The 21688-nt window shown below is 57.2% G+C and carries 17 protein-coding genes; 9 read left to right on the top strand and 8 right to left on the bottom strand.

Annotated features, from left to right (window positions below; all coding sequences use genetic code 11):
- The first annotated feature begins 178 nt into the window (after positions 1 to 178).
- The 7 genes from dapB to folA all read left to right on the top strand — a co-directional run bounded on the left by dapB (position 179) and on the right by folA (position 9688).
- Positions 179 to 1000, top strand: coding sequence for a 4-hydroxy-tetrahydrodipicolinate reductase (dapB, locus tag ABLU96_RS02860; protein ID WP_004098517.1), 822 nt, complete (start codon positions 179 to 181; stop codon positions 998 to 1000).
- A gap of 457 nt (positions 1001 to 1457) precedes the next feature.
- Positions 1458 to 2606 (top strand): glutamine-hydrolyzing carbamoyl-phosphate synthase small subunit, encoded by a 1149-nt coding sequence (gene carA / locus ABLU96_RS02855; RefSeq protein WP_014837384.1) that lies wholly within the window; start codon positions 1458 to 1460, stop codon positions 2604 to 2606.
- An 18-nt stretch (positions 2607 to 2624) separates the two neighbouring features.
- Positions 2625 to 5849: a carbamoyl-phosphate synthase large subunit gene (carB, locus tag ABLU96_RS02850; RefSeq protein WP_047724525.1), complete on the top strand. Its 3225-nt coding sequence runs from the start codon at positions 2625 to 2627 to the stop codon at positions 5847 to 5849.
- 387 nt (positions 5850 to 6236) lie between these two features.
- Positions 6237 to 6470 carry a YgdI/YgdR family lipoprotein gene (locus ABLU96_RS02845; protein WP_014227888.1) on the top strand — a complete coding sequence of 78 codons (234 nt, stop codon included), beginning with the start codon at positions 6237 to 6239 and terminating at the stop codon, positions 6468 to 6470.
- Positions 6471 to 6619: 149 nt separating this feature from the next.
- Complete coding sequence (gene kefF / locus ABLU96_RS02840; RefSeq protein ID WP_004098522.1) at positions 6620 to 7153, top strand: glutathione-regulated potassium-efflux system oxidoreductase KefF; 534 nt, start codon at positions 6620 to 6622, stop codon at positions 7151 to 7153.
- Positions 7146 to 9011 (top strand): glutathione-regulated potassium-efflux system protein KefC, encoded by a 1866-nt coding sequence (gene kefC / locus ABLU96_RS02835; RefSeq protein WP_014227889.1) that lies wholly within the window; start codon positions 7146 to 7148, stop codon positions 9009 to 9011. Before kefF ends, kefC begins: the two co-directional genes overlap by 8 nt.
- 197 nt (positions 9012 to 9208) lie before the next feature.
- The gene (gene folA, locus ABLU96_RS02830) at positions 9209 to 9688 is read left to right on the top strand and encodes a type 3 dihydrofolate reductase (protein ID WP_004098524.1); all 480 of its coding nucleotides are present in this window, start codon (positions 9209 to 9211) and stop codon (positions 9686 to 9688) included.
- Positions 9689 to 9728: 40 nt separating this feature from the next.
- On the opposite strand, the gene apaH is transcribed toward folA, so the two are convergent.
- The 6 genes from apaH to lptD all read right to left on the bottom strand — a co-directional run bounded on the left by apaH (position 9729) and on the right by lptD (position 16563).
- On the bottom strand, positions 9729 to 10577 hold the full coding sequence (gene apaH, locus ABLU96_RS02825; RefSeq protein WP_025106471.1) for a bis(5'-nucleosyl)-tetraphosphatase (symmetrical) ApaH: 849 nt from the start codon (positions 10575 to 10577) through the stop codon (positions 9729 to 9731).
- 3 nt (positions 10578 to 10580) lie between these two features.
- Positions 10581 to 10958 (bottom strand): Co2+/Mg2+ efflux protein ApaG, encoded by a 378-nt coding sequence (apaG, locus tag ABLU96_RS02820; RefSeq protein WP_004098526.1) that lies wholly within the window; start codon positions 10956 to 10958, stop codon positions 10581 to 10583.
- A gap of 2 nt (positions 10959 to 10960) precedes the next feature.
- Entirely contained in the window at positions 10961 to 11782 is an 822-nt protein-coding gene (gene rsmA, locus ABLU96_RS02815; protein ID WP_004098527.1) for a 16S rRNA (adenine(1518)-N(6)/adenine(1519)-N(6))-dimethyltransferase RsmA, read from the bottom strand.
- On the bottom strand, positions 11779 to 12768 hold the full coding sequence (pdxA, locus tag ABLU96_RS02810) for a 4-hydroxythreonine-4-phosphate dehydrogenase PdxA (RefSeq protein WP_025106472.1): 990 nt from the start codon (positions 12766 to 12768) through the stop codon (positions 11779 to 11781). The genes rsmA and pdxA overlap by 4 nt, the downstream gene beginning before the upstream one ends.
- A 112-nt stretch (positions 12769 to 12880) precedes the next feature.
- Entirely contained in the window at positions 12881 to 14167 is a 1287-nt protein-coding gene (gene surA / locus ABLU96_RS02805; RefSeq protein ID WP_004098530.1) for a peptidylprolyl isomerase SurA, read from the bottom strand.
- Between the two features lie 53 nt (positions 14168 to 14220).
- Positions 14221 to 16563, bottom strand: a complete 2343-nt coding sequence (lptD, locus tag ABLU96_RS02800; protein WP_014227893.1) for an LPS assembly protein LptD — start codon at positions 16561 to 16563, stop codon at positions 14221 to 14223.
- A gap of 244 nt (positions 16564 to 16807) precedes the next feature.
- Between lptD and djlA the strand changes: the two genes are divergently transcribed.
- Positions 16808 to 17635: a co-chaperone DjlA gene (gene djlA, locus ABLU96_RS02795; RefSeq protein WP_014227894.1), complete on the top strand. Its 828-nt coding sequence runs from the start codon at positions 16808 to 16810 to the stop codon at positions 17633 to 17635.
- A gap of 30 nt (positions 17636 to 17665) precedes the next feature.
- Here djlA and ABLU96_RS02790 read toward each other — a convergent pair whose 3' ends face one another.
- Together ABLU96_RS02790 and ABLU96_RS02785 are read right to left on the bottom strand one after the other, a co-directional pair.
- Positions 17666 to 18364 carry a response regulator gene (locus ABLU96_RS02790; RefSeq protein ID WP_025106473.1) on the bottom strand — a complete coding sequence of 233 codons (699 nt, stop codon included), beginning with the start codon at positions 18362 to 18364 and terminating at the stop codon, positions 17666 to 17668.
- Positions 18354 to 19979, bottom strand: a complete 1626-nt coding sequence (locus tag ABLU96_RS02785) for a sensor histidine kinase (RefSeq protein WP_014837388.1) — start codon at positions 19977 to 19979, stop codon at positions 18354 to 18356. Before ABLU96_RS02785 ends, ABLU96_RS02790 begins: the two co-directional genes overlap by 11 nt.
- Positions 19980 to 20301: 322 nt before the next feature.
- On the opposite strand from ABLU96_RS02785, the gene ABLU96_RS02780 reads away from it, so the two are divergent.
- Positions 20302 to 21657 (top strand): 2-hydroxycarboxylate transporter family protein, encoded by a 1356-nt coding sequence (locus tag ABLU96_RS02780; protein ID WP_064358602.1) that lies wholly within the window; start codon positions 20302 to 20304, stop codon positions 21655 to 21657.
- Positions 21658 to 21688 lie beyond the last annotated feature (31 nt).

Below are 21688 nucleotides of genomic sequence, written 5' to 3'. Positions count from 1 at the left end.
GCGCGCTCCTCGCTCCTCACTACTCCACGGCAAATTCCCGACACAATCTTATAGTTTTTACTGATATCGGCGGCAGTTTGTCATAAATTTCTAATTATCGGTGTTTTTGAGTAGCGGCCCATCAATGAGCTGGTTACTCTGAAAACAATTTACGTAGTGTTAACAAAAGAGAATAGCTATGCATGATGCACAAATCCGCGTGGCCATCGCGGGCGCGGGCGGCCGGATGGGACGCCAGTTAATTCAGGCGGTACAACAGATGGACGGCGCGGCGCTTGGCGCGGCGCTGGAGCGCGAAGGTTCCTCGCTGCTCGGCAGCGATGCGGGCGAGCTGGCGGGCGCGGGCAGGTCAGGGGTGGTGGTGCAAAGCAGCCTCGAGGCGGTAAAAGACGATTTTGACGTTTTCATCGATTTTACCCGCCCGGAAGGCACGCTGGCCCATCTTGCGTTTTGCCGTCAACACGGCAAAGGCATGGTTATCGGCACCACCGGGTTTGACGACGCCGGGAAGCAGGCGATTCGCGACGCTTCGCAGGAGATCGCCATCGTGTTTGCCGCCAACTTCAGCGTCGGCGTCAACGTGATGCTTAAGCTGCTGGAAAAAGCGGCGAAGGTGATGGGCGACTATACCGATATTGAGATTATCGAAGCGCATCATCGTCACAAAGTGGATGCGCCATCGGGTACGGCGCTGGCGATGGGCGAGGCGATTGCCGGAGCGCTGGATAAAGATCTGAAAGCGTGTGCGGTCTACAGTCGCGAAGGCTATACCGGCGAACGCGTTCCCGGCACCATCGGCTTTGCGACCGTGCGCGCCGGGGATATCGTCGGCGAACATACGGCAATGTTTGCGGATATCGGCGAACGTATTGAGATCAGCCATAAGGCTTCCAGCCGGATGACTTTTGCAAATGGTGCCGTTCGTTCTGCATTATGGCTAAAAGGCAAGAAAAACGGTCTTTTTGATATGCGTGATGTGCTTGAGTTGAACTCTTTATAACGATTATTACCCATCGTGATGTGGTTATTGCTTTCAATAAGTAATTGATTGCAAGGGGCAATGTTTTATTGCCCTTTTTTATTTTTGGTGTTTAACCGATTTTTTATCGCCAAGCCTGAAAAATACTATCTTATCCGCCTTGTTTTTGTTGTTTTATTGTAAATTTTGACCATATGGTCTACTTTTTCAATCCCTGCCCGGCGATTTTACAAACATCCTCCTCCGCAAGCGTTTTCCCGGGCAAGTTAGGTGATCTTTTTGCCCGTTAAGACAGGTATTGCTGAATAGTTGCCTGAAAAAAGATTAAAAATATCCGCTTTAAGTTGACTTTTACCCGCCATCTCTCCAGAATGCCGCCGTTTGCCAAAATTCTGCGGGCAACAGATTTGCATTGATTCAGATCTACGTTATGAATTAATATGCAAATAAAGTGAGTGGATATTCTCTGGAGGGTGTTTTGATTAAGTCAGCGCTATTGGTTCTGGAAGACGGAACCCAGTTTCACGGTCGGGCCATTGGGGCTACCGGCACGGCGGTTGGGGAAGTCGTTTTCAATACTTCAATGACCGGTTATCAAGAAATCCTCACTGATCCTTCCTATTCCCGCCAAATCGTCACTCTAACTTATCCCCATATCGGCAACGTCGGCACCAATGCCGCCGATGAAGAATCTTCTCAGGTACATGCGCAGGGTCTGGTCATTCGCGATCTGCCGCTGATTGCCAGCAACTTCCGCAATACCGAAGACCTCTCTTCTTATCTGAAGCGCCACAATATCGTGGCGATTGCCGATATCGATACCCGTAAGCTGACCCGCCTGCTGCGCGAAAAAGGCGCGCAGAACGGCTGCATCATCGCCGGCGATAGCCCGGATGCGCAGCTGGCGCTGGAAAAAGCGAAAGCGTTCCCGGGCCTCAACGGCATGGATCTGGCGAAGGAAGTGACCACCGCAGAAACCTACAGCTGGACGCAGGGGAGCTGGACGCTGGCGGGCGACCTGCCGGAAGCTAAAGCGGAAAGCGAGCTGCCGTTCCACGTGGTGGCCTACGATTTCGGCGCCAAGCGCAACATCCTGCGCATGCTGGTCGATCGCGGCTGCCGTCTGACGGTGGTGCCGGCAAAGACCTCCGCTGAAGAGGTGCTGAAGATGAATCCGGACGGTATCTTCCTGTCCAACGGTCCCGGCGACCCGGCGCCCTGCGACTACGCTATCGCAGCGATTGAGAAGTTCCTGGAGACCGATATTCCGGTATTCGGTATCTGCCTCGGCCACCAGCTGCTGGCCCTGGCGAGCGGCGCGAAGACCGTGAAGATGAAGTTCGGCCACCACGGCGGCAACCATCCGGTAAAAGATATTGATAATAACGTGGTGATGATCACCGCGCAGAACCACGGCTTTGCGGTGGATGAGGCGTCTATGCCCGCCCACCTGCGCGTGACCCACAAGTCGCTGTTCGACGGCACCCTGCAGGGGATTCACCGTACCGATAAACCGGCGTTCAGCTTCCAGGGACATCCGGAGGCGAGCCCCGGCCCGCACGATGCCGCACCGCTGTTCGACCATTTTATCGAATTAATTGAGCAGTACCGTCAGTCCGCGAAATAATCAGGAGTTAAGAGAGCCATGCCAAAACGTACAGATATAAAAAGCATCCTGATTCTGGGCGCGGGCCCGATTGTTATCGGTCAGGCGTGCGAGTTTGACTACTCCGGCGCCCAGGCGTGTAAAGCGCTGCGCGAAGAGGGCTACCGCGTTATTCTGGTGAACTCTAACCCGGCCACTATCATGACCGACCCGGAAATGGCCGATGCCACCTACATCGAGCCGATTCACTGGGAAGTGGTGCGCAAGATCATTGAGAAAGAGCGTCCGGATGCGGTTCTGCCGACCATGGGCGGCCAGACGGCGCTGAACTGCGCGCTGGAGCTGGAGCGTCAGGGCGTGCTGGCCGAGTTCGGCGTGACCATGATTGGCGCGACCGCCGACGCGATTGATAAAGCCGAAGACCGCCGCCGTTTCGACGTGGCGATGAAGAAAATCGGTCTCGATACCGCGCGTTCCGGTATCGCGCATACCATGGAAGAAGCGCTGGCGGTTGCCGCTGAAGTTGGCTTCCCGTGCATCATCCGTCCGTCCTTTACGATGGGCGGCACCGGCGGCGGTATCGCCTACAACCGCGAAGAGTTCGAAGAGATCTGCGAACGCGGTCTGGATCTCTCGCCGACCAACGAGCTGCTGATTGATGAATCGCTGATCGGCTGGAAAGAGTACGAGATGGAAGTGGTGCGTGATAAAAACGACAACTGCATCATCGTCTGCTCCATCGAAAACTTCGACGCGATGGGCATCCACACCGGCGACTCCATCACCGTGGCGCCGGCGCAGACCCTGACCGACAAAGAGTACCAAATCATGCGTAACGCCTCGATGGCGGTACTGCGTGAAATCGGCGTAGAGACCGGCGGTTCCAACGTTCAGTTCTCGGTGAACCCGAAAGATGGTCGCCTGATCGTTATCGAAATGAACCCGCGCGTCTCCCGCTCCTCGGCGCTGGCCTCGAAAGCCACCGGCTTCCCGATCGCTAAAGTGGCGGCGAAGCTGGCGGTTGGTTACACCCTTGATGAGCTGATGAACGATATCACCGGCGGCCGCACCCCGGCGTCGTTTGAGCCGTCCATCGACTACGTCGTGACCAAAATCCCACGCTTCAACTTTGAAAAATTCGTCGGCGCGAACGACCGTCTGACCACCCAGATGAAGTCGGTGGGCGAAGTGATGGCGATTGGCCGTACCCAGCAGGAGTCCCTGCAGAAAGCGCTGCGCGGCCTGGAAGTGGGCGCTACCGGTTTCGACCCGAAAGTGAGCCTCGATGACCCGGAAGCGTTGACCAAGATTCGCCGCGAGCTGAAAGACGCGGGCGCTGAGCGTATCTGGTACATCGCTGACGCTTTCCGCGCGGGCCTCTCCGTTGATGGCGTGTTCAACCTGACCAATATCGACCGCTGGTTCCTGGTGCAGATTGAAGAGCTGGTGCGTCTGGAAGAGAAAGTGGCTGAAGTCGGTATTACCGGCCTCGACGCCGACTTCCTGCGTCAGCTCAAGCGTAAAGGCTTTGCCGATGCGCGTCTGGCGAAGCTGGCTGGCGTGCGCGAAGCGGAAATCCGCAAGCTGCGCGACCAGTATGACCTGCACCCGGTCTACAAGCGCGTGGATACCTGCGCGGCGGAATTCGCTACCGACACCGCCTACATGTACTCCACTTATGAAGACGAGTGCGAAGCCAACCCGTCCGTTGACCGCGACAAAATCATGGTGCTCGGCGGTGGCCCGAACCGTATCGGCCAGGGCATCGAGTTCGACTACTGCTGCGTCCATGCCTCCCTGGCGCTGCGCGAAGACGGCTACGAGACCATTATGGTCAACTGTAACCCGGAAACCGTCTCTACCGACTACGACACCTCCGACCGCCTCTACTTTGAGCCGGTGACGCTGGAAGACGTGCTGGAAATCGTGCGCATTGAGAAGCCGAAAGGCGTTATCGTGCAGTACGGCGGCCAGACGCCGCTGAAGCTGGCGCGCGCGCTGGAAGCGGCAGGCGTGCCGGTTATCGGCACCAGCCCGGATGCCATCGACCGTGCGGAAGACCGCGAGCGCTTCCAGCACGCGGTTGACCGCCTGAAGCTGAAGCAGCCGGCGAACGCCACCGTGACCGCGATCGAAATGGCGGTCGAAAAGGCGAAAGAGATTGGCTACCCGCTGGTGGTGCGTCCGTCCTACGTTCTCGGCGGCCGCGCGATGGAAATCGTTTACGATGAAATCGACCTGCGTCGCTACTTCCAGACCGCCGTCAGCGTCTCTAACGATGCGCCGGTGCTGCTGGACCGCTTCCTTGACGATGCGGTTGAAGTCGACGTCGATGCGATCTGCGACGGCGAAATGGTGCTGATTGGCGGCATCATGGAGCATATCGAGCAGGCGGGCGTGCACTCCGGCGACTCCGCGTGTTCGCTGCCGGCCTACACCCTGAGCCAGGAAATTCAGAACGTGATGCGCGAGCAGGTGCAGAAGCTGGCCTTTGAGCTGCAGGTGCGCGGCCTGATGAACGTGCAGTTTGCGGTCAAAAACAACGAAGTCTACCTGATTGAAGTCAACCCGCGCGCGGCGCGTACCGTCCCGTTCGTCTCGAAAGCCACCGGCGTACCGCTGGCGAAAGTCGCGGCGCGCGTGATGGCGGGCAAAACGCTGGCTCAGCAGGGCGTCACGAAAGAGATCATCCCACCGTACTATTCGGTGAAAGAGGTGGTGCTGCCGTTTAACAAATTCCCGGGCGTCGACCCGCTGTTAGGGCCAGAAATGCGCTCTACCGGTGAAGTCATGGGCGTAGGCCGCACCTTCGCGGAAGCGTTCGCCAAGGCGCAGCTGGGCAGCAACTCGACGATGAAGAAACAGGGACGCGCGCTGCTCTCCGTTCGCGAAGGCGACAAAGAGCGCGTGGTGGATCTGGCGGCAAAACTGCTGAAGTTTGGTTTCGAGCTGGATGCGACCCACGGTACCGCGATTGTGCTGGGCGAAGCCGGCATCAACCCGCGTCTGGTGAACAAGGTGCATGAAGGCCGTCCGCACATTCAGGACCGCATCAAGAATGGCGAATACACCTACATCATCAACACCACCGCGGGCCGCCAGGCGATTGAAGACTCCAAGCTGATTCGCCGCAGCGCCCTGCAATACAAAGTGCACTACGACACCACGCTGAACGGCGGTTTCGCGACCGCAATGGCGCTGAATGCCAATGCGATGGAAAAAGTGACCTCGGTGCAGGAAATGCACGCGCAGATTAAAAAGTAATATTATCTGCCAGTAAAAGCGCCTCCGGTGGCCACGCCGGAGGCGCTTTTTTTTGCGTGACGATAAGCCTGGGCGGAATAAAGTGACGCTCCCCGCGGCGCTGAACGTCGAACAAAAACAGGGGGATCGGCGTTAACAGGCCACTTCGGAGAGTTCTGGTTTTCTCTCGCCGGACAGTCAGCTAGCCTAAAGTGGTTAGGGTGATAATGAATATGACTTAGAGCCTATCCCAGTAGGCGTTATTGGCGCAGCCAGTTTGGATACGGACAGCGCGGAGAAACCGGAGCGTACACGTAGTACGTGAGGATTTCGAGCACTGCCCAGGTCCAAAATGGCAAGTGAAATAGTCCTAATGGGATAGGCTCTTAATAACGGGAGAGAAACACCATGCACAACAAGCCCCTCACCGCTGCTATCTTCGCCGCTGCCGCACTGTTCACCGTGGCTGGCTGTTCATCTAATCAGTCGCTAAAAACGACCGACGGAAAAACCATTGTCACCGATGGCAAACCGCAGGTGGATGACGACACCGGCCTGGTGTCCTACAAAAACGCGGAAACCGGCCGCACCGAGCAGATCAATCGCGATCAGGTTAAGTCCATGGACGAACTGGATAACTAAGCATTATCCACGGCCCCGTACCGCGGGGTCACGCCTGCCTGACCGATCCTCGCCCTGAACGAGAGATAAATCACACTTATCACTGTAAGCGGTTCGATTAACTGTCTACACTCTTGCTGATTACAACAAGAGCTAACGCAGGCTAATCAATGATCCTCATAATTTATGCGCACCCTTATCCGCAGCACTCGCATGCGAATAAGCGGATGCTTGAGCAGGCAGGGACGCTTGACGGCGTCGAGATACGCTCTCTCTATCAACTTTACCCCGATTTCAATATCGATATCGCTGCCGAGCAGGCGGCGCTGGCCCGTGCCGATCTGGTCATCTGGCAGCATCCGATGCAGTGGTACAGCGTGCCGCCGCTGCTCAAGCTGTGGATGGACAAAGTGCTGGCGCACGGCTGGGCATACGGGCACAACGGTATCGCGCTGCGCGGTAAATCGCTGATGTGGGCGGTGACCACCGGCGGCGGCGAAAGCCATTTTGATATTGGTTCCTTCCCCGGTTTCGACGTCCTGGCGCAGCCGCTGCAGGCGACCGCGCTGTATTGCGGCATGAAATGGCTGCCGCCGTTCGCGATGCATTGCACTTTTATCTGCGATGACGAAACCCTTCAGGCGCAGGCGCGCCACTACCGTCAACGTTTAATCGAATGGCAGGAGGCGCACAATAATGGATAGCCATACGCTGATACAGGCGCTCATCTATTTAGGATCCGCCGCGCTGATCGTGCCGATTGCCGTACGCCTTGGGCTGGGGTCGGTGCTCGGCTACTTAATTGCCGGCTGTATTATTGGCCCGTGGGGGCTGCGGCTGGTCACCGACGCCGAGTCGATTCTGCACTTTGCGGAAATCGGCGTGGTGCTGATGCTTTTCGTTATCGGTCTTGAGCTCGATCCCCAGCGGCTGTGGAAACTGCGCGCCTCGGTGTTCGGCGGCGGGGCGCTGCAGATGGTCGTCTGCGGCGTGCTGATTGGCCTGTTCTGCATGTCGCTGGGTCTGCGCTGGCAGGTTGCCGAGCTGATTGGTATGACCCTGGCGCTCTCCTCAACGGCGATCGCTATGCAGGCGATGAACGAACGTAACCTGACGGTTACCCAGCTGGGCCGCAGCGCCTTTGCGGTGCTGCTGTTCCAGGATATCGCGGCCATTCCTCTGGTGGCGATGATCCCGCTGCTGGCGGCGAGCGGCGGCTCGACGACGCTGGGCGCGTTTGCGCTCTCGGCCCTGAAAGTGGCGGGCGCGCTGGCGCTGGTGGTGGCGCTCGGACGCTATCTGACCCGGCCGATGCTGCGTTTTGTCGCGCGCTCCGGCCTGCGTGAAGTCTTCAGCGCCGTGGCGCTGTTCCTGGTGTTTGGCTTCGGGCTGCTGCTGGAAGAGGTCGGGCTGTCGATGGCGATGGGGGCCTTCCTCGCCGGCGTGCTGCTGGCGAGCTCGGAGTACCGCCACGCCCTGGAGAGCGATATTGAACCGTTTAAGGGCCTGCTGCTGGGGCTGTTTTTTATCGGCGTCGGGATGTCTATCGACTTCGGTACCCTGGTGACGCATCCGCTGCGGATCCTGATTCTGCTGGTGGGATTCCTGGTGATTAAATCCCTGATGCTGTGGCTGATCGCCCGGCCGTTAGGCGTTCCGCGCGCCCAGCGCCGCTGGTTTGCGGTGCTGCTGGGGCAGGGGAGCGAATTCGCCTTTGTGGTCTTCGGCGCGGCGCAGATGGCCGATGTCCTGGACGGCGAATGGGCGAAGGCGCTGACCCTCGCGGTGGCGCTATCAATGGCGGCCACGCCAATCCTGCTGGTGCTGCTGACCCGCCTGGAGAAATCCGCCAGCGGCCAGGAGCGCGAAGCCGATGAAATTGACGAAGAGCAGCCGCGGGTGATCATCGCCGGCTTTGGTCGTTACGGGCAGATCGCCGGCCGCGTGCTGCTCTCCAGCGGGGTGAAGATGGTGATTCTCGATCACGATCCTGACCACGTCGACACCCTGCGTAAATTTGATATGAAGGTGTTCTACGGCGATGCGACGCGGGTGGACCTGCTGGAGTCGGCGGGGGCGGAAAAGGCGGAAGTGCTGATTAACGCCATCGACGATCCGCAGACGAACCTGCAGCTGGCGGAGCTGGCAAAAGAGCATTTCCCGCATCTGCAGATCATCTCCCGCGCCCGCGATGTCGATCATTACATCAAGCTGCGCCAGGCCGGGGTCGAAGCGCCGGAGCGTGAAACCTTCGAAGCGGCGCTGAAGTCCGGACGCATGACGCTGGAGGCGCTGGGCCTGGGCGCCTACGAGGCCCGCGAACGGGCCGATCTGTTCCGCCGTTTCAATCTGCAAATGGTGGAAGAGATGGTGGCGATGGCGGAAAACGACGCGGCTTCCCGGGTGGCGGTATTCAAGCGCACCAGCGATATGCTGACCGGCATTATCAACGAAGACCGCAATCATTTATCGCTGGTTCAGCGTCACGGCTGGCAAGGAACGGAAGAGGGACGGCATACCGGTGACATCGCCGATGAGCCGCAAAATAAGCCCTCGGCATAAGGGAGAATTCAGGGTGTTACGTTAGCTTTACAAGTAACATTTTGTTTTCAATTTAAATCCTGCCTGGCGGCTCACGGGGCTTACGTGGGCTCGCCAGCAAATCTTAAAATTTTCTGATTCTTTACTCTTCGCCCAGTCGACGAAGTATTACGCTTTCCGTATAGTGGCGACAATTTTTTGCATTCGGGAATTATTCAATGATCAGTCTGATTGCGGCGTTAGCGGTAGATCGCGTCATTGGTATGGAAAACGCCATGCCATGGAATCTGCCTGCCGATCTCGCCTGGTTTAAGCGCAATACCTTAAACAAACCGGTAGTGATGGGACGTCTTACCTGGGAATCCATCGGTCGTCCGTTACCGGGGCGTAAAAATATCGTGATTAGCAGCCAGCCCGGCACCGACGATCGCGTGCAGTGGGTCAAATCGGTCGATGAAGCCATTGCCGCCTGCGGCGACGTGGAAGAGATGATGGTGATCGGCGGCGGACGCGTGTACGAGCAGTTCCTGCCGAAAGCGCACAAGCTCTATCTGACCCATATTGATGCGGAAGTGGAAGGGGATACCCACTTCCCGGATTACGATCCGGATGAGTGGGAGTCGGTATTCAGCGAGTTCCACGATGCCGATGCGCAGAATTCCCATAGCTACTGCTTCGAGATTCTGGAGCGCCGCTAAGGTTTTCCCCGGTGACGTTCGCTCACCGGGGTGACTCTCTTCAGGAGGCGATCGCCTCGCCTTCATCAAGATTGGTCTGCCGGTTCGATCGCTGCGTGAAGTACGTTTTATCTTCCCAGCGCAGGCAGGTCAGATCGCCGCCCCAGCAGCAGCCGGTATCCAGCGCGTAAATCCCTTCCGGCGTGCCTTTCCCTTCCAGCGAAGCCCAATGACCGAAGGCAATACTGTACTCGCTGGCCACCGGCCCGGGAATAGCAAACCACGGCTTGAGCGGCGCGGGCGCGTTTTCCGGCGCCTCCTTGGCGTACATATCCAGTTGCCCGTTCGGGAAGCAGTAGCGCATGCGGGTAAAGGCGTTGGAGATAAAGCGCAGGCGCGCCAGGCCGCTGAGTTCGTTGCTCCAGTTGTTCGGCATATCGCCGTACATCGCATCGAGGAAGAACGGATAGGAGTCGCTGGCAAGTACGGCTTCCACATCGCGGGCGCACTGTTTGGCGGTTTCCAGATCCCACTGCGGGGTGATCCCGGCATGGGCCATGACCAGCTTTTTCTCTTCATCGATTTGCATCATCGGCTGACGACGCAGCCAGTTGAGCAGATCGTCGGCGTCCGGCGCCTCAAGCAGCGATTTCAGCCGATCCTTGGGTTTATTGCGGCTAATGCCCGCAAAGACCGCCAGCAGGTGCAGGTCATGATTGCCCAGAACGAGGCGTACGCTATCGCCAAGCTGTTTCACGAAACGCAGTACTTCGAGCGAACCGGGGCCGCGCGCGACCAGGTCGCCCGTGAGCCACAGCGTATCAGTCTCAGGGTTAAACTCCACCTGCTCTAATAATGCGATCAGTTCATCGTAGCAACCGTGAACGTCGCCAATAAGGTATGTAGACATGTTTTAATGGATGAGAGTGGGTACTGCGAGACGGAAAACAGGGATTTCGATGGTGAACGGCGCGCCGTTCACATCGATCATCGCATAATGTCCCTGCATGGTGCCCAGCGGCGTTTCAATGACCGCGCCGCTGGTATATTGATATTCGCCGCCGGCCGGAATATGCGGCTGCTCGCCGACCACGCCTTCACCCTGGACTTCGGTCTCACGACCGTGGCCGTTGGTGATAAGCCAGTAGCGGCCAAGAAGCTGAACCTGCGTCCGCCCCAGATTGCGAATGGTCACGGTATAAGCGAAGACGTAGCGCTCTTCTTGCGGAGAAGATTGCGATTCGATGTAGACGCTTTGCACCTGTACACAAACTCGGGGCGAATTAATCATGGTTAGCTCTCCTTGGTGGGCGCGTTCTCAGATAACCAGTTAGCTAGCTGACAGTACTGCGCTACGGAAATATTCTCTGCGCGCTTCGCCGGATCGATGCCCAGTTCGGTCAGAACCTCAACGCTGAACAGGTTGCCGAGACTGTTGCGGATCGTTTTCCGACGCTGGTTAAAGGCTTCCGTCGTGATACGGCTCAGTACGCGCACTTCTTTCACCGGATGCGGCAGCGTGCGGTAAGGCACCAGACGCACCACGGCGGAATCGACTTTAGGCGGCGGCGTAAAGGCGCTCGGCGGAACTTCAAGCACCGGAATGATCTGGCAGTAGTACTGCGCCATTACGCTTAACCGACCATACGCCTTACTGTTCGGCCCGGCAACCAGGCGATTGACGACCTCTTTTTGCAGCATAAAGTGCATATCGGCAATGGCATCAGTATAGCTGAACAGATGGAACATCAGCGGGGTCGAGATGTTGTACGGCAGGTTGCCGAATACGCGCAGCGGCTGGCCCATGCTCTGCGACAGCTCGCCGAAGTTCATGGTCATCGCGTCCTGCTGATAAATCGTCAGCTTAGGTCCGAGGAACGGATGCGTCTGCAGACGAGCGGCCAGGTCGCGGTCCAGCTCGATAACGGTGAGCTGGTCGAGGCGTTCACCGACCGGTTCGGTCAGCGCGGCGAGGCCGGGGCCGATTTCAACAATCGCCTGGCCTTTTTGTGGATTGATGGCCGAGACAATGCTGTCGATCACAAACTGATCGTTGAGAAAGTTTTGCCCGAAGCGTTTACGGGCTAAGTGGCCCTGATGGACTCGATTATTCATTGAGTATTAACAATCATTTTAATGGCGAGATTAAGCGCCGTGATAAAACTGCCGACTTCCGCTTTCCCCTGGCCCGCAAGTTCAAGCGCGGTGCCGTGGTCAACGGAAGTGCGAATAAATGGTAAACCGAGCGTAATGTTCACGCCGCGGCCAAAGCCCTGGTATTTTAGCACGGGCAGGCCCTGATCGTGATACATCGCGAGTACCGCATCGGCATGGTCGAGGTATTTCGGCTGAAACAGGGTATCCGCCGGCAGCGGGCCGCTGAGATTCATCCCCTTCGCGCGCATCTCTTCGAGCACCGGAATGATGGTATCGATCTCTTCCGTCCCCATATGGCCGCCTTCGCCCGCGTGCGGGTTCAGGCCGCAAACCAGCACGTGCGGGTTGCTGATACCAAATTTGGTGCGCAGATCGTGATCCAGGATAGTGATGATTTCCCGCAGCAGCTCAGGGGTAATCGCATCGCTTATCGCTTTTAGCGGCAGGTGAGTGGTCACCAGCGCCACGCGCAGCGCTTCGGTCGCCAGCATCATCACCACTTTACTGGCCTGCGAGCGCTCTTCAAAGAACTCGGTATGACCGGTAAAGGCGATCCCCGCATCGTTAATAATGCCCTTGTGCACCGGCCCGGTAATCAGCGCGGCGAATTCGCCGTTCAGGCAGCCATCGCAGGCGCGGGCCAGCGTTTCCACCACGTAGCTGCCGTTGCTGACGTTGAGCACGCCCGGTTCAACCGGCGCGTTGAGCGCGACGGGGAGAAGGGTCAGGGTGCCTGCACGCTGCGGCGTAGCGGGAGCGGTGGGGTTGTATGGCAGAAGCGATAAAGGAAGACCGAGCAGGTTCGCCCGGTCAGACAGCAGAGCGCCATCGGCGCAGATCACCAGCTCTACCGGCCAGTCGCGCTGCGCAAGCTGCACAACGAGGTCGGGGCCAATCCCGGCGGGTTCACCGGGAGTGATAACAACTCGATTCATACACGTCATCCTTCAGGCGGTCTCTTACTGGCTGCGCTTCGTCGCCCCCGTCAGAGACCGGGGCGATTTGCTCAGCCGCCTCGATACACCCTGAGCGATGTTGTGTATGAGGCTAATGCAATTAGTTGCTCAGAACCTTCACGTAGGCGCTGGCGCGCTGTTCCTGCATCCAGGTCGCCGCTTCCTCAGAGAACTTACGGTTCATCAGCATGCGGTAAGCACGATCTTTTTGCGCGGCGTCGGTTCTGTCGACGTTGCGGGTATCCAGCAGCTCAATCAGGTGCCAGCCGAAGGAGGAGTGAACCGGAGCGCTGGTCTGGCCTTTATTGAGGCGCAGAATGGCGTCGCGGAAGGCCGGATCGAAGATATCCGGCGTCGCCCAACCTAAATCACCGCCCTGGTTGGCAGAGCCCGGATCTTCAGAGAACTCTTTTGCCGCTTTGGCAAAGGTGGTTTTTCCACTCTTAATATCAGCTGCGATCTGCTCCAGCTTCGCCCGAGCCTGATCGTCGTTCATGATCGGCGACGGTTTCAGCAGGATATGGCGAGCGTGAACTTCGGTCACGGAGATGTTCTGGCTGCCGCCGCGCATATCGTTAATTTTCAGGATATGGAAGCCCACGCCGGAACGTATCGGGCCGACGATATCGCCTTTTTTCGCGGTGCTCAGCGCCTGGGCGAAGATGCCCGGCAGTTCCTGAATCCGGCCCCAGCCCATCTGGCCGCCTTTCAGCGCCTGCTGGTCGGCAGAGTAGGTGATAGCCAGTTTGCCAAAGTCCGCGCCGCTGCGCGCCTGCTGAACCACTGAATTGGCCTGATCCTGAGCCTCTGCCACCTGCTCGGACGTTGGGTTTTCCGGCAGCGGGATCAGAATGTGGCTGAGATTCAGTTCGGTGCTGGCGTCGTTCTGATCGCCAATCTGTTTGGCCAGGGTTTCAACTTCCTGCGGCAGAACGGTGATACGACGACGGACTTCGTTGTTACGTACTTCCGAAATCAGCATCTCTTTACGAATCTGATTACGGTAGGTGCTGTAGTTGATACCGTCATAGGCCAGACGGCTGCGCATCTGATCCATGGTCATGTTGTTTTGTTTGGCGATGTTGGCGATGGCCTGGTCGAGCTGATCGTCAGAGATCTTCACGCCCATTTTCTGGCCCATCTGCAGGACAATCTGGTCCATGATCAGACGCTCAAGGATCTGATGACGCAGGGTGGCGTCATCCGGCAGCTGCTGCCCGGCCTGGCCGGCGTTCAGTTTTACCGATTGCATCAAGCCATCGACGTCGCTTTCAAGAACAACGCCATTATTGACGACAGCCGCTACTTTATCGACAACCTGTGGGGCAGCGAAACTGGTATTCGCGATCATGGCGATACCGAGAAGCAGCGTTTTCCAGTTCTTCATACTTTTTCCATTTCAATTAACCGCAATTGCGGATTACGTGTAAACCAGCCACATCACAGGGAGCTCTGGTACGGTAAAATGTTCGAACGCAGCATCTGCTGGGTGCCGAGACCGTAGTTGGAGCTCAGGCCGCGCAGCTCAATGTTAAAGCCGAAGGTGTTGTCGTATTTGCTTTCGCTGCTGCTGTTATCCCAGCCGTTGATCTTACGTTCATAGCCGACGCGGATAGCGTAGCAGCAGGAGCTATACTGAACCCCTAACATCTGGTTCGCTGACTTTCTGGTATTCGTGTCGTAGTAATACGCGCCAACGACTGCCCAACGATCGACGATTGGCCAGCTGGCGGTCATCCCCACCTGCGAGATACCATCTTTGTACTGCTTAGCGGTGGAATAAGACGGCAGGGTCGCCTGAATGTATTCCGGGCTCGCATAACGATAGTTAAGTTGTACTAAACGGTTTTCGTCGCGACGGTATTCCACGGTTCCGCTGCCGGTTGCGACGTTATCCAGACGCGTATCGTACTGAATTCCCCCGCGTAAACCCCAGTCATCGGCGATGCGCCAGTAGGTATCGCCAGCCCATACCAGTGAACCTCGCGTGTCGTTGTTCTCCCAGTTGATGTTGTCGTCACCGGTACGTGCCTCGGTGAAATAGTAGATTTGACCAACGGAAATATTAAAACGTTCAACGGCGGCGGCATCATAAACGCGAGATGTGACGCCGGTGGAGACCTGGTTGGCGGAAGCGATACGGTCGAGGCCGCTATAGGTACGGTCGCGGAACAGGCCGCTGTAGTCCGACTGCAGCAGGGTTGAGTCGTAGCTGCCGATCTTGCTCTGGTCACGATAGGGGATATACAGATACTGCATCCGCGGCTCAAGCGTCTGGGTATAGTTCTCCTGCATATCGCGCTCGAAAACCATTTTTCCATCGACTTTAAACTGCGGCATGACGCGGTTAACGGAGTCTTTGTAATCGGTACCGTTGGCCGCGTTGTAGTCATCAAGGTTGCTTTGCTGGTAATGGGTTGCCAGCAGTTTTGCCTCAGTATTGATGCTTCCCCAGCCGTTCGACAGCGGCAGATTGATGGTTGGCTCGAAGTGAACGCGCGTTGCTTCCGGCATTCTGCTGTTCGAGTTAACAAAATGTACCGCCTGGCCATAAAGATGGGTATCAAACGGGCCGACATCGTTCTGGTAGTAGTTCACGTCCAGCTGCGGCTCGGCGGAATAGGCGTTGCTTGAGTCGCGGTTAAAGACCTGGAACTGCTTGGTCGATACGGTGGCGTCAAAGTTCTGATTCGCGTAGCCGGCGCTGAGCTTCTGCGTCGCGTAGCCATCGGTACTGGAACCGTATTTAGAGCTGAAGTCGTTAAAGTAGTCCGGGTCGCTGACTTTGGTGTAGTCGGCGTTGAAGCGCCACACCTGGTCTACGACGCCAGAATGGTTCCAGTAGAACAGCCAGCGGCGGCTATTGCTGTCGCCAGAGTGATCGTCCTGGTAAATTTTATCCGAAGGCAGGTAGTCGAACTCGATTAGGCCGGTTCCTGCTTTAGTCAGATAGCGGAATTCGTTCTCCCACATGACGCCGCCGCGCTTGCTCATATAGTGCGGCGTCAGCGTGGCGTCGAAGTTCGGGGCGATGTTCCAGTAGTAAGGAAGATAGAACTCGACGCCGTTTTTGGTGCTGTATTTGGCGTTGGGGATCAGGAAGCCCGAACGACGCTTGTCGCCCACCGGCAGCTGCAGGTAGGGACTATAAAAAATCGGTACGGAACCGAGCTTGAAGCGGGCGTTCCAGATCTCAGCGACCTGTTCTTCGCGGTCGTGGATGACTTCACTGCCGACCACGCTCCAGGTGTCAGAGCCCGGCAAACAGGAGGTGAAGCTGCCGTTTTCTAAGATGGTATAGCGGTTTTCACCGCGCTGTTTCATCAGGTCAGCGGTACCGCGCCCCTGACGGCCAACCATTTGGTAATCGCCCTGCCAGACGTTGGTATCTTTGGTGTTCAGATTCGACCAGGCTTTCGGCCCTTTGAGGATCACCTGATTGTCATCATAGTGAACGTTGCCGAGGGCGTCGACCGTGCGCACCGGCTGCGGCTGGCCCGCGGCCTGCTGCTGATGAAGCTGCACTTCATCGGCCTGCAGTCGGCTGTTCCCCTGATTGATATCAACGTTGCCGGTAAATACGGCGTTATCAGGATAGTTGCCTTTCGCATGATCGGCATCGATCGTCACCGGCAGGTCGTTGGGTTTCCCTTCAACCAAAGGACGATTGTAGCTTGGTACGCCAAGCATACACTGCGTGGCGAGATCGGCAGCGAGGCCCTGTTGGCTATACAAGGCGCTGGCAATCATGGTGGCCAGGAGGCTGGGAATACGTTTTTTCATACGTTGTATTTGTTGTTCCGTCATCGTGTGGCAGCGGCTTGCAAACGGTCAGAGCCTAACGTACTCGTCTAAATCGCGCTAGTGTTAATCCTGCCCGTTTCGAGCCCGAGCGTTAGGCACCGTGTAGAATGACGAGTATGATAAAGCAAATTATAGGCTATGTCCCACAATTGACCGAGGCGTAAACGCTTTGTAACGTGCGGTCAGATATAGCTTAACTGGCGGCAGAGAGATTGGGGAGTCTATGCAGTATTTGGGTAAAATAATTGGCGTTGCGGTTGCGTTGATGATGGGCGGCGGCTTTTGGGGCGTGGTGCTGGGCTTCTTAATCGGGCATATGTTTGACCGCGCGCGCAGCCGCCGGCTGAACGTCTTTGCCAATCAGCAGGAGCGCCAGTCGCTGTTCTTCTCGACGACGTTTGAAGTGATGGGGCATCTGACCAAATCGAAAGGGCGCGTTACTGAAGCCGATATTCAGGTCGCCAATTTGCTGATGGATCGCATGAACCTGCACGGCGAAGCGCGTACCGCGGCCCAGCACGCGTTTCGCGTAGGGAAATCAGATGATTACCCGCTGCGGGAGAAAATGCGCCAGCTGCGCAGCGTCTGCTTTGGGCGTTTTGATTTAATTCGGATGTTTCTGGAAATTCAGCTGCAGGCGGCTTTCGCCGACGGCGAACTGCATCCCAACGAACGTGACGTGCTGTTTGTGATTGCCGACGAGCTGGGCATCTCCCGCGCTCAGTTCGAACAGTTCCTGCGCATGATGCAGGGCGGGGCGCAGTTTGGCGGCGGTTCGCAGCAGCAATCTTACGGCCAGCGCGGCGGCAACGCCGGCTGGCAGCAGGCGCAGCGCGGGCCAACCCTTGAAGATGCCTGCAATGTGCTGGGCGTCAAACCGACCGACGATGCCGCCACCGTCAAGCGCGCCTATCGTAAGCTGATGAGCGAGCACCATCCGGATAAGCTGGTGGCGAAAGGGCTACCGCCGGAAATGATGGAGATGGCTAAGCAGAAAGCGCAGGAGATCCAGAAAGCCTGGGAGCTGATTAAAGAGCAGCGCGGCTTCTAAACGACCGGCCTCTCCCGGGCGGGAGAGGCGTCACGATGCGCCGGCGGCGCGGCGGTACATACGCCGCGGATGGCCAATCTTGCCGTACAGCATTTCCACCTCCAGAAAGCCGATTTCCACGCAGTGCTCCAGATAGCGACGGGCCGTGGTTTTGCTCAAGCCAGCCTCGCTCACCACGTCATCAACCGAAAAGCAGCGCTCTTCTTCGCCGGTAAACAGGCTCTGCACCAGCGCCAGCGTTTTTTCTTCAATGCCTTTACTGCCGCTATCGGCTCGGTAGTTTTTAGCCTGCAGCTGATACAGCGAATCCACGTTCTGCTGGTCGACGATCTTCCATTCGCGCTGCTGATCGTAGAACTGCACGAACCGTTCAAGGGACTGGCTCAGGCGCTTCCATGATACCGGCTTAAGAATGTAGTCGAAGGCGCCGTTGCGGATTGCCTGGCTACAGGTTTCCATATCGCTGGCGGCGGTGATAAAGATCACCGAGCAGTTAGCATGGGCCATAATAGGGTCGTTCATCAGGGTGACCCCTTTGCCGTCCGGCAGGTAGTTATCCAGCAGCACCAGCTGCGGCGGTCTGGCGTTGAGTATCTGCCGCGCCTGGGCGAGAGAGGCCGCCGTGCCGGTCAGCCGCATGCGCGGGTGTTTCTGGATAAGCTCGGCGTGCAGCCGCGCCAGTTCGCTTTCATCTTCAACGATCAGGACATCGACCAGGTCATGATGCATAGTGCGTCTCTTCTTGCGGATGGGCTGGCCCGCTGGCGGGAATAAACAGCGTGAAAATCGCCCCGCGCGGCGCGTTGTCGGCCACTTCAATCGTGCCGCCAGCCTGGGTGACATAGCGCTCAATAAGATACAGTCCAATACCGTGATCGCCGCGGGTTTTGGTGGTGACGCCGCGCTCAAATATATGCTCGCGGATCTCCGGGCGAATACCAACGCCGCGATCGGCGACTTCAATCATTAATTCCCGGGCGTTGAGCTGAATCAGGATCTCGACCGGTTCGTGTGGTAGTTCAGCGCGCTGGGTGGCTTCAATGGCGTTATCCAGCAGATTACCGATGATAGAGATAAGCTCGGACTCCATCAACGACGGCAGCGGGCGGTCGATGCGGCAGGCCGGGTCAAAGCTCAGCTCAACCCCTTTTTCCCGCGCGCGGGCGGCTTTACCCAGCAGCAGGCCGCACAGCGTCGGCGAATTAAAGTGCGATGAAATAAAGTCCAGCAGCTCCTGGGCATGCTCCGACTGCGCCTGAATATAGCGAATCGCCTCATCATAGTGGCCCATATGCAGCAGGCCGGAGAGGGTCGTCATCCGGTTGAGCTGTTCATGGCGCATGATGCGCAGATTATCAACGTAGCGTTTTACCTGGCTGAGCTGGGCGCTCAGGGAGTTGATCTCATCGCGGTCGCGGAAGGTGATCACCCAGCCCTGTAGCGCATTCTCCAGCATGATTCGCACCCGGCTGGCGAGTACCGTCAGCTGATTAAAACGGCACAGCTCGTCGTGGGTATCGCTTTCGAACATCTCTCCGCCGGCGAAAAACGGCTGCGGCGTAATGACGCTATCGATAGACTTACCGCGCAGCTGGTGCGCGGGCTGGCTCAGTCCGAGCAGGCTGCGGGCGGCGTGGTTTATCACTTCAATACGCCGGTGATGGTCAATCACAATCACCCCTTCGTATATCGACTCCATCATCGCTTTTTGCTGACGCACCAGCAGGCCGATTTCCCGCGGCTCCAGCGAGAAAATTTGTTTCTTAATGCTGCGGGTGAAGTACCAGGAGAAGATAAACAGCGCGATAAGCAGCAGCACCGCGGCGATGAAGATATTGATGACTTTTGCCAGCGTGATGCTGTCGAGATAGCTGGTGAGGTAGCCGACGGAGACAATGCCAACGACCCGACCCGCGTCATCGAAAATGGGCGCTTTGCTGCGCAGGGAAATACCGAGTCCCCCTTTGCGGATGGTGGTCGTGCTTTTCCCCTCAAGTACCGGCTGGTTATCGCCGCCAACCAGCCGCGTGCCGACCCACTCCGGATGGACAGAGTGAAACAGATGCACGCCCCGCTTATCGCCAATGACGATAAAACTGGCGTCGCTGTGGGCGGCGATATTTTGCATAAAGGGCTTTATCGCCAGCGCGTCTTCACGCGCCACCTGCTGACGTAAATCCGGCATCAGCGCGATTTCTTCTGCCTGTATTTTCGCGCGGGCGCTCATTTCCTGATAAAGCTGATGGCTGGCGTCGAAATAGTAATACACGCCCAGCAGCGCAAACAGCACTGAGAAAAAAGCGACCAGCGAAATGAACAGCTTAAACTGAAATGAAACCTTCATAAGTATAATGCACAGTATCAGGGATACGGCAGCGTATCATTTTTTCGCTGCCGGCATCGTGGCTGAGGGAAACCGGTGAACGTCACAAGAGCGTCCGGGAACCAGAATTATCCGCTGGCGGGGAATTTATCAAGGTTAATCAGGCGCTGGATTTAAAAACCTTAAAAACCACGGCAATAAATCAGAGCGGTTTCACAATAATAATAGAAACCATAAAAACCATAGTGACCATTAAAACTTCTTTTTTAATCTGCCGATCCTCACATTAACTCCGCGCGTGGCCCTCTAACCTGAAAAGTAATAATAACCAGAGGGCTTAATTATGAGCACCACAGACAATGCATTCTCTGCAACCATCGACCCTATTAATACGCCGAAAGCCGCGCTTAAGCAGCGCTGGTGGCATATCCTCGATAACTGGAAAGTCGGTATTATCCCGCTGCCGCTCTTTTTGCTGGCCGGTGGCCTGATCGCGCTGGACTGCCTGGGCGGCAAGCTGCCGAGCGATATCGTCGTGATGGTAGCGACGCTGGCCTTTTTCGGCTTTGCCTGCGGCGAATTCGGTAAACGGCTGCCGGTACTCGGCAAGCTCGGCGCGGCGGCCATCTGCGCGACCTTTATCCCTTCAGCGCTGGTGCATTACGGCCTGCTGCCGGAGGTGGTGGTGGAATCGACCACTAAATTCTATAAGTCGACCAACATTCTTTATCTTTATATCTGCTGCATTATCGTCGGCAGCATTATGAGCATGAACCGCACCACGCTGATTCAGGGCTTTCTGCGGATTTTCTTCCCGATGCTGTGCGGCGAAATCGTCGGCATGGTGGTCGGCGTCGGCGTCGGTACTGCGCTGGGGCTGGAGCCGTTTCAGGTGTTCTTCTTTATCGTCCTGCCGATCATGGCCGGTGGCGTCGGCGAGGGGGCGATCCCGCTGTCGATTGGTTACGCCGCGCTGATGCATATGGATCAGGGCGTGGCGCTTGGGCGCGTGCTGCCGATGGTGATGCTGGGCAGCCTGACGGCGATCGTTATCTCCGGCTGTTTGAACCAGCTGGGCAAGCGTTTCCCGCATTTGACCGGTGAGGGGCAGCTGATGCCGAACCGCCGCAACGAGACGCATCGCGAAACGCTCGTCGAGGGCAAAATGGACGTGACAACGCTGGCCTCCGGCGCGCTGCTGGCGGTGCTGCTCTATATGCTGGGTATGCTGGGGCAGAAGACCATCGGCCTGCCCGCGCCGGTGGGCATGCTGTTCCTCGCGGTGCTGCTGAAGCTGGTGAACGGCGTCTCCCCGCGCCTGCAGGAGGGGTCGCAGATGGTGTATAAGTTCTTCCGCACGGCGGTCACCTATCCGATCCTGTTTGCCGTCGGCGTGGCGATCACTCCGTGGCAGGAGCTGGTCAACGCCTTTACCGTGACCAATTTGCTGGTGATTATCAGCACCGTAACGGCGCTGGTGGCGACCGGTTTCCTGGTCGGCAAAAAGATTGGCATGTACCCGATTGACGTGGCGATTGTCTCCTGCTGCCAGAGCGGTCAGGGCGGTACCGGCGACGTGGCGATTCTGACCTCCGGCAATCGCATGAACCTGATGCCGTTCGCGCAGATCGCAACCCGGATCGGCGGCGCGATTAATGTTTCGCTGGGTCTGCTGTTCCTCAGTCACTTTCTGGCCTGATTTAACTTTTTTATAACCGCTAAGTCTGCTT

This window comes from Klebsiella sp. CN_Kp106 (genome assembly GCF_040064575.1).
In the GTDB taxonomy this organism is placed as follows: domain Bacteria; phylum Pseudomonadota; class Gammaproteobacteria; order Enterobacterales; family Enterobacteriaceae; genus Klebsiella; species Klebsiella michiganensis.
The sequence above is the reverse complement of the archived record's forward strand: the minus strand, read 5'-3'. Positions and strand labels throughout refer to the sequence as shown.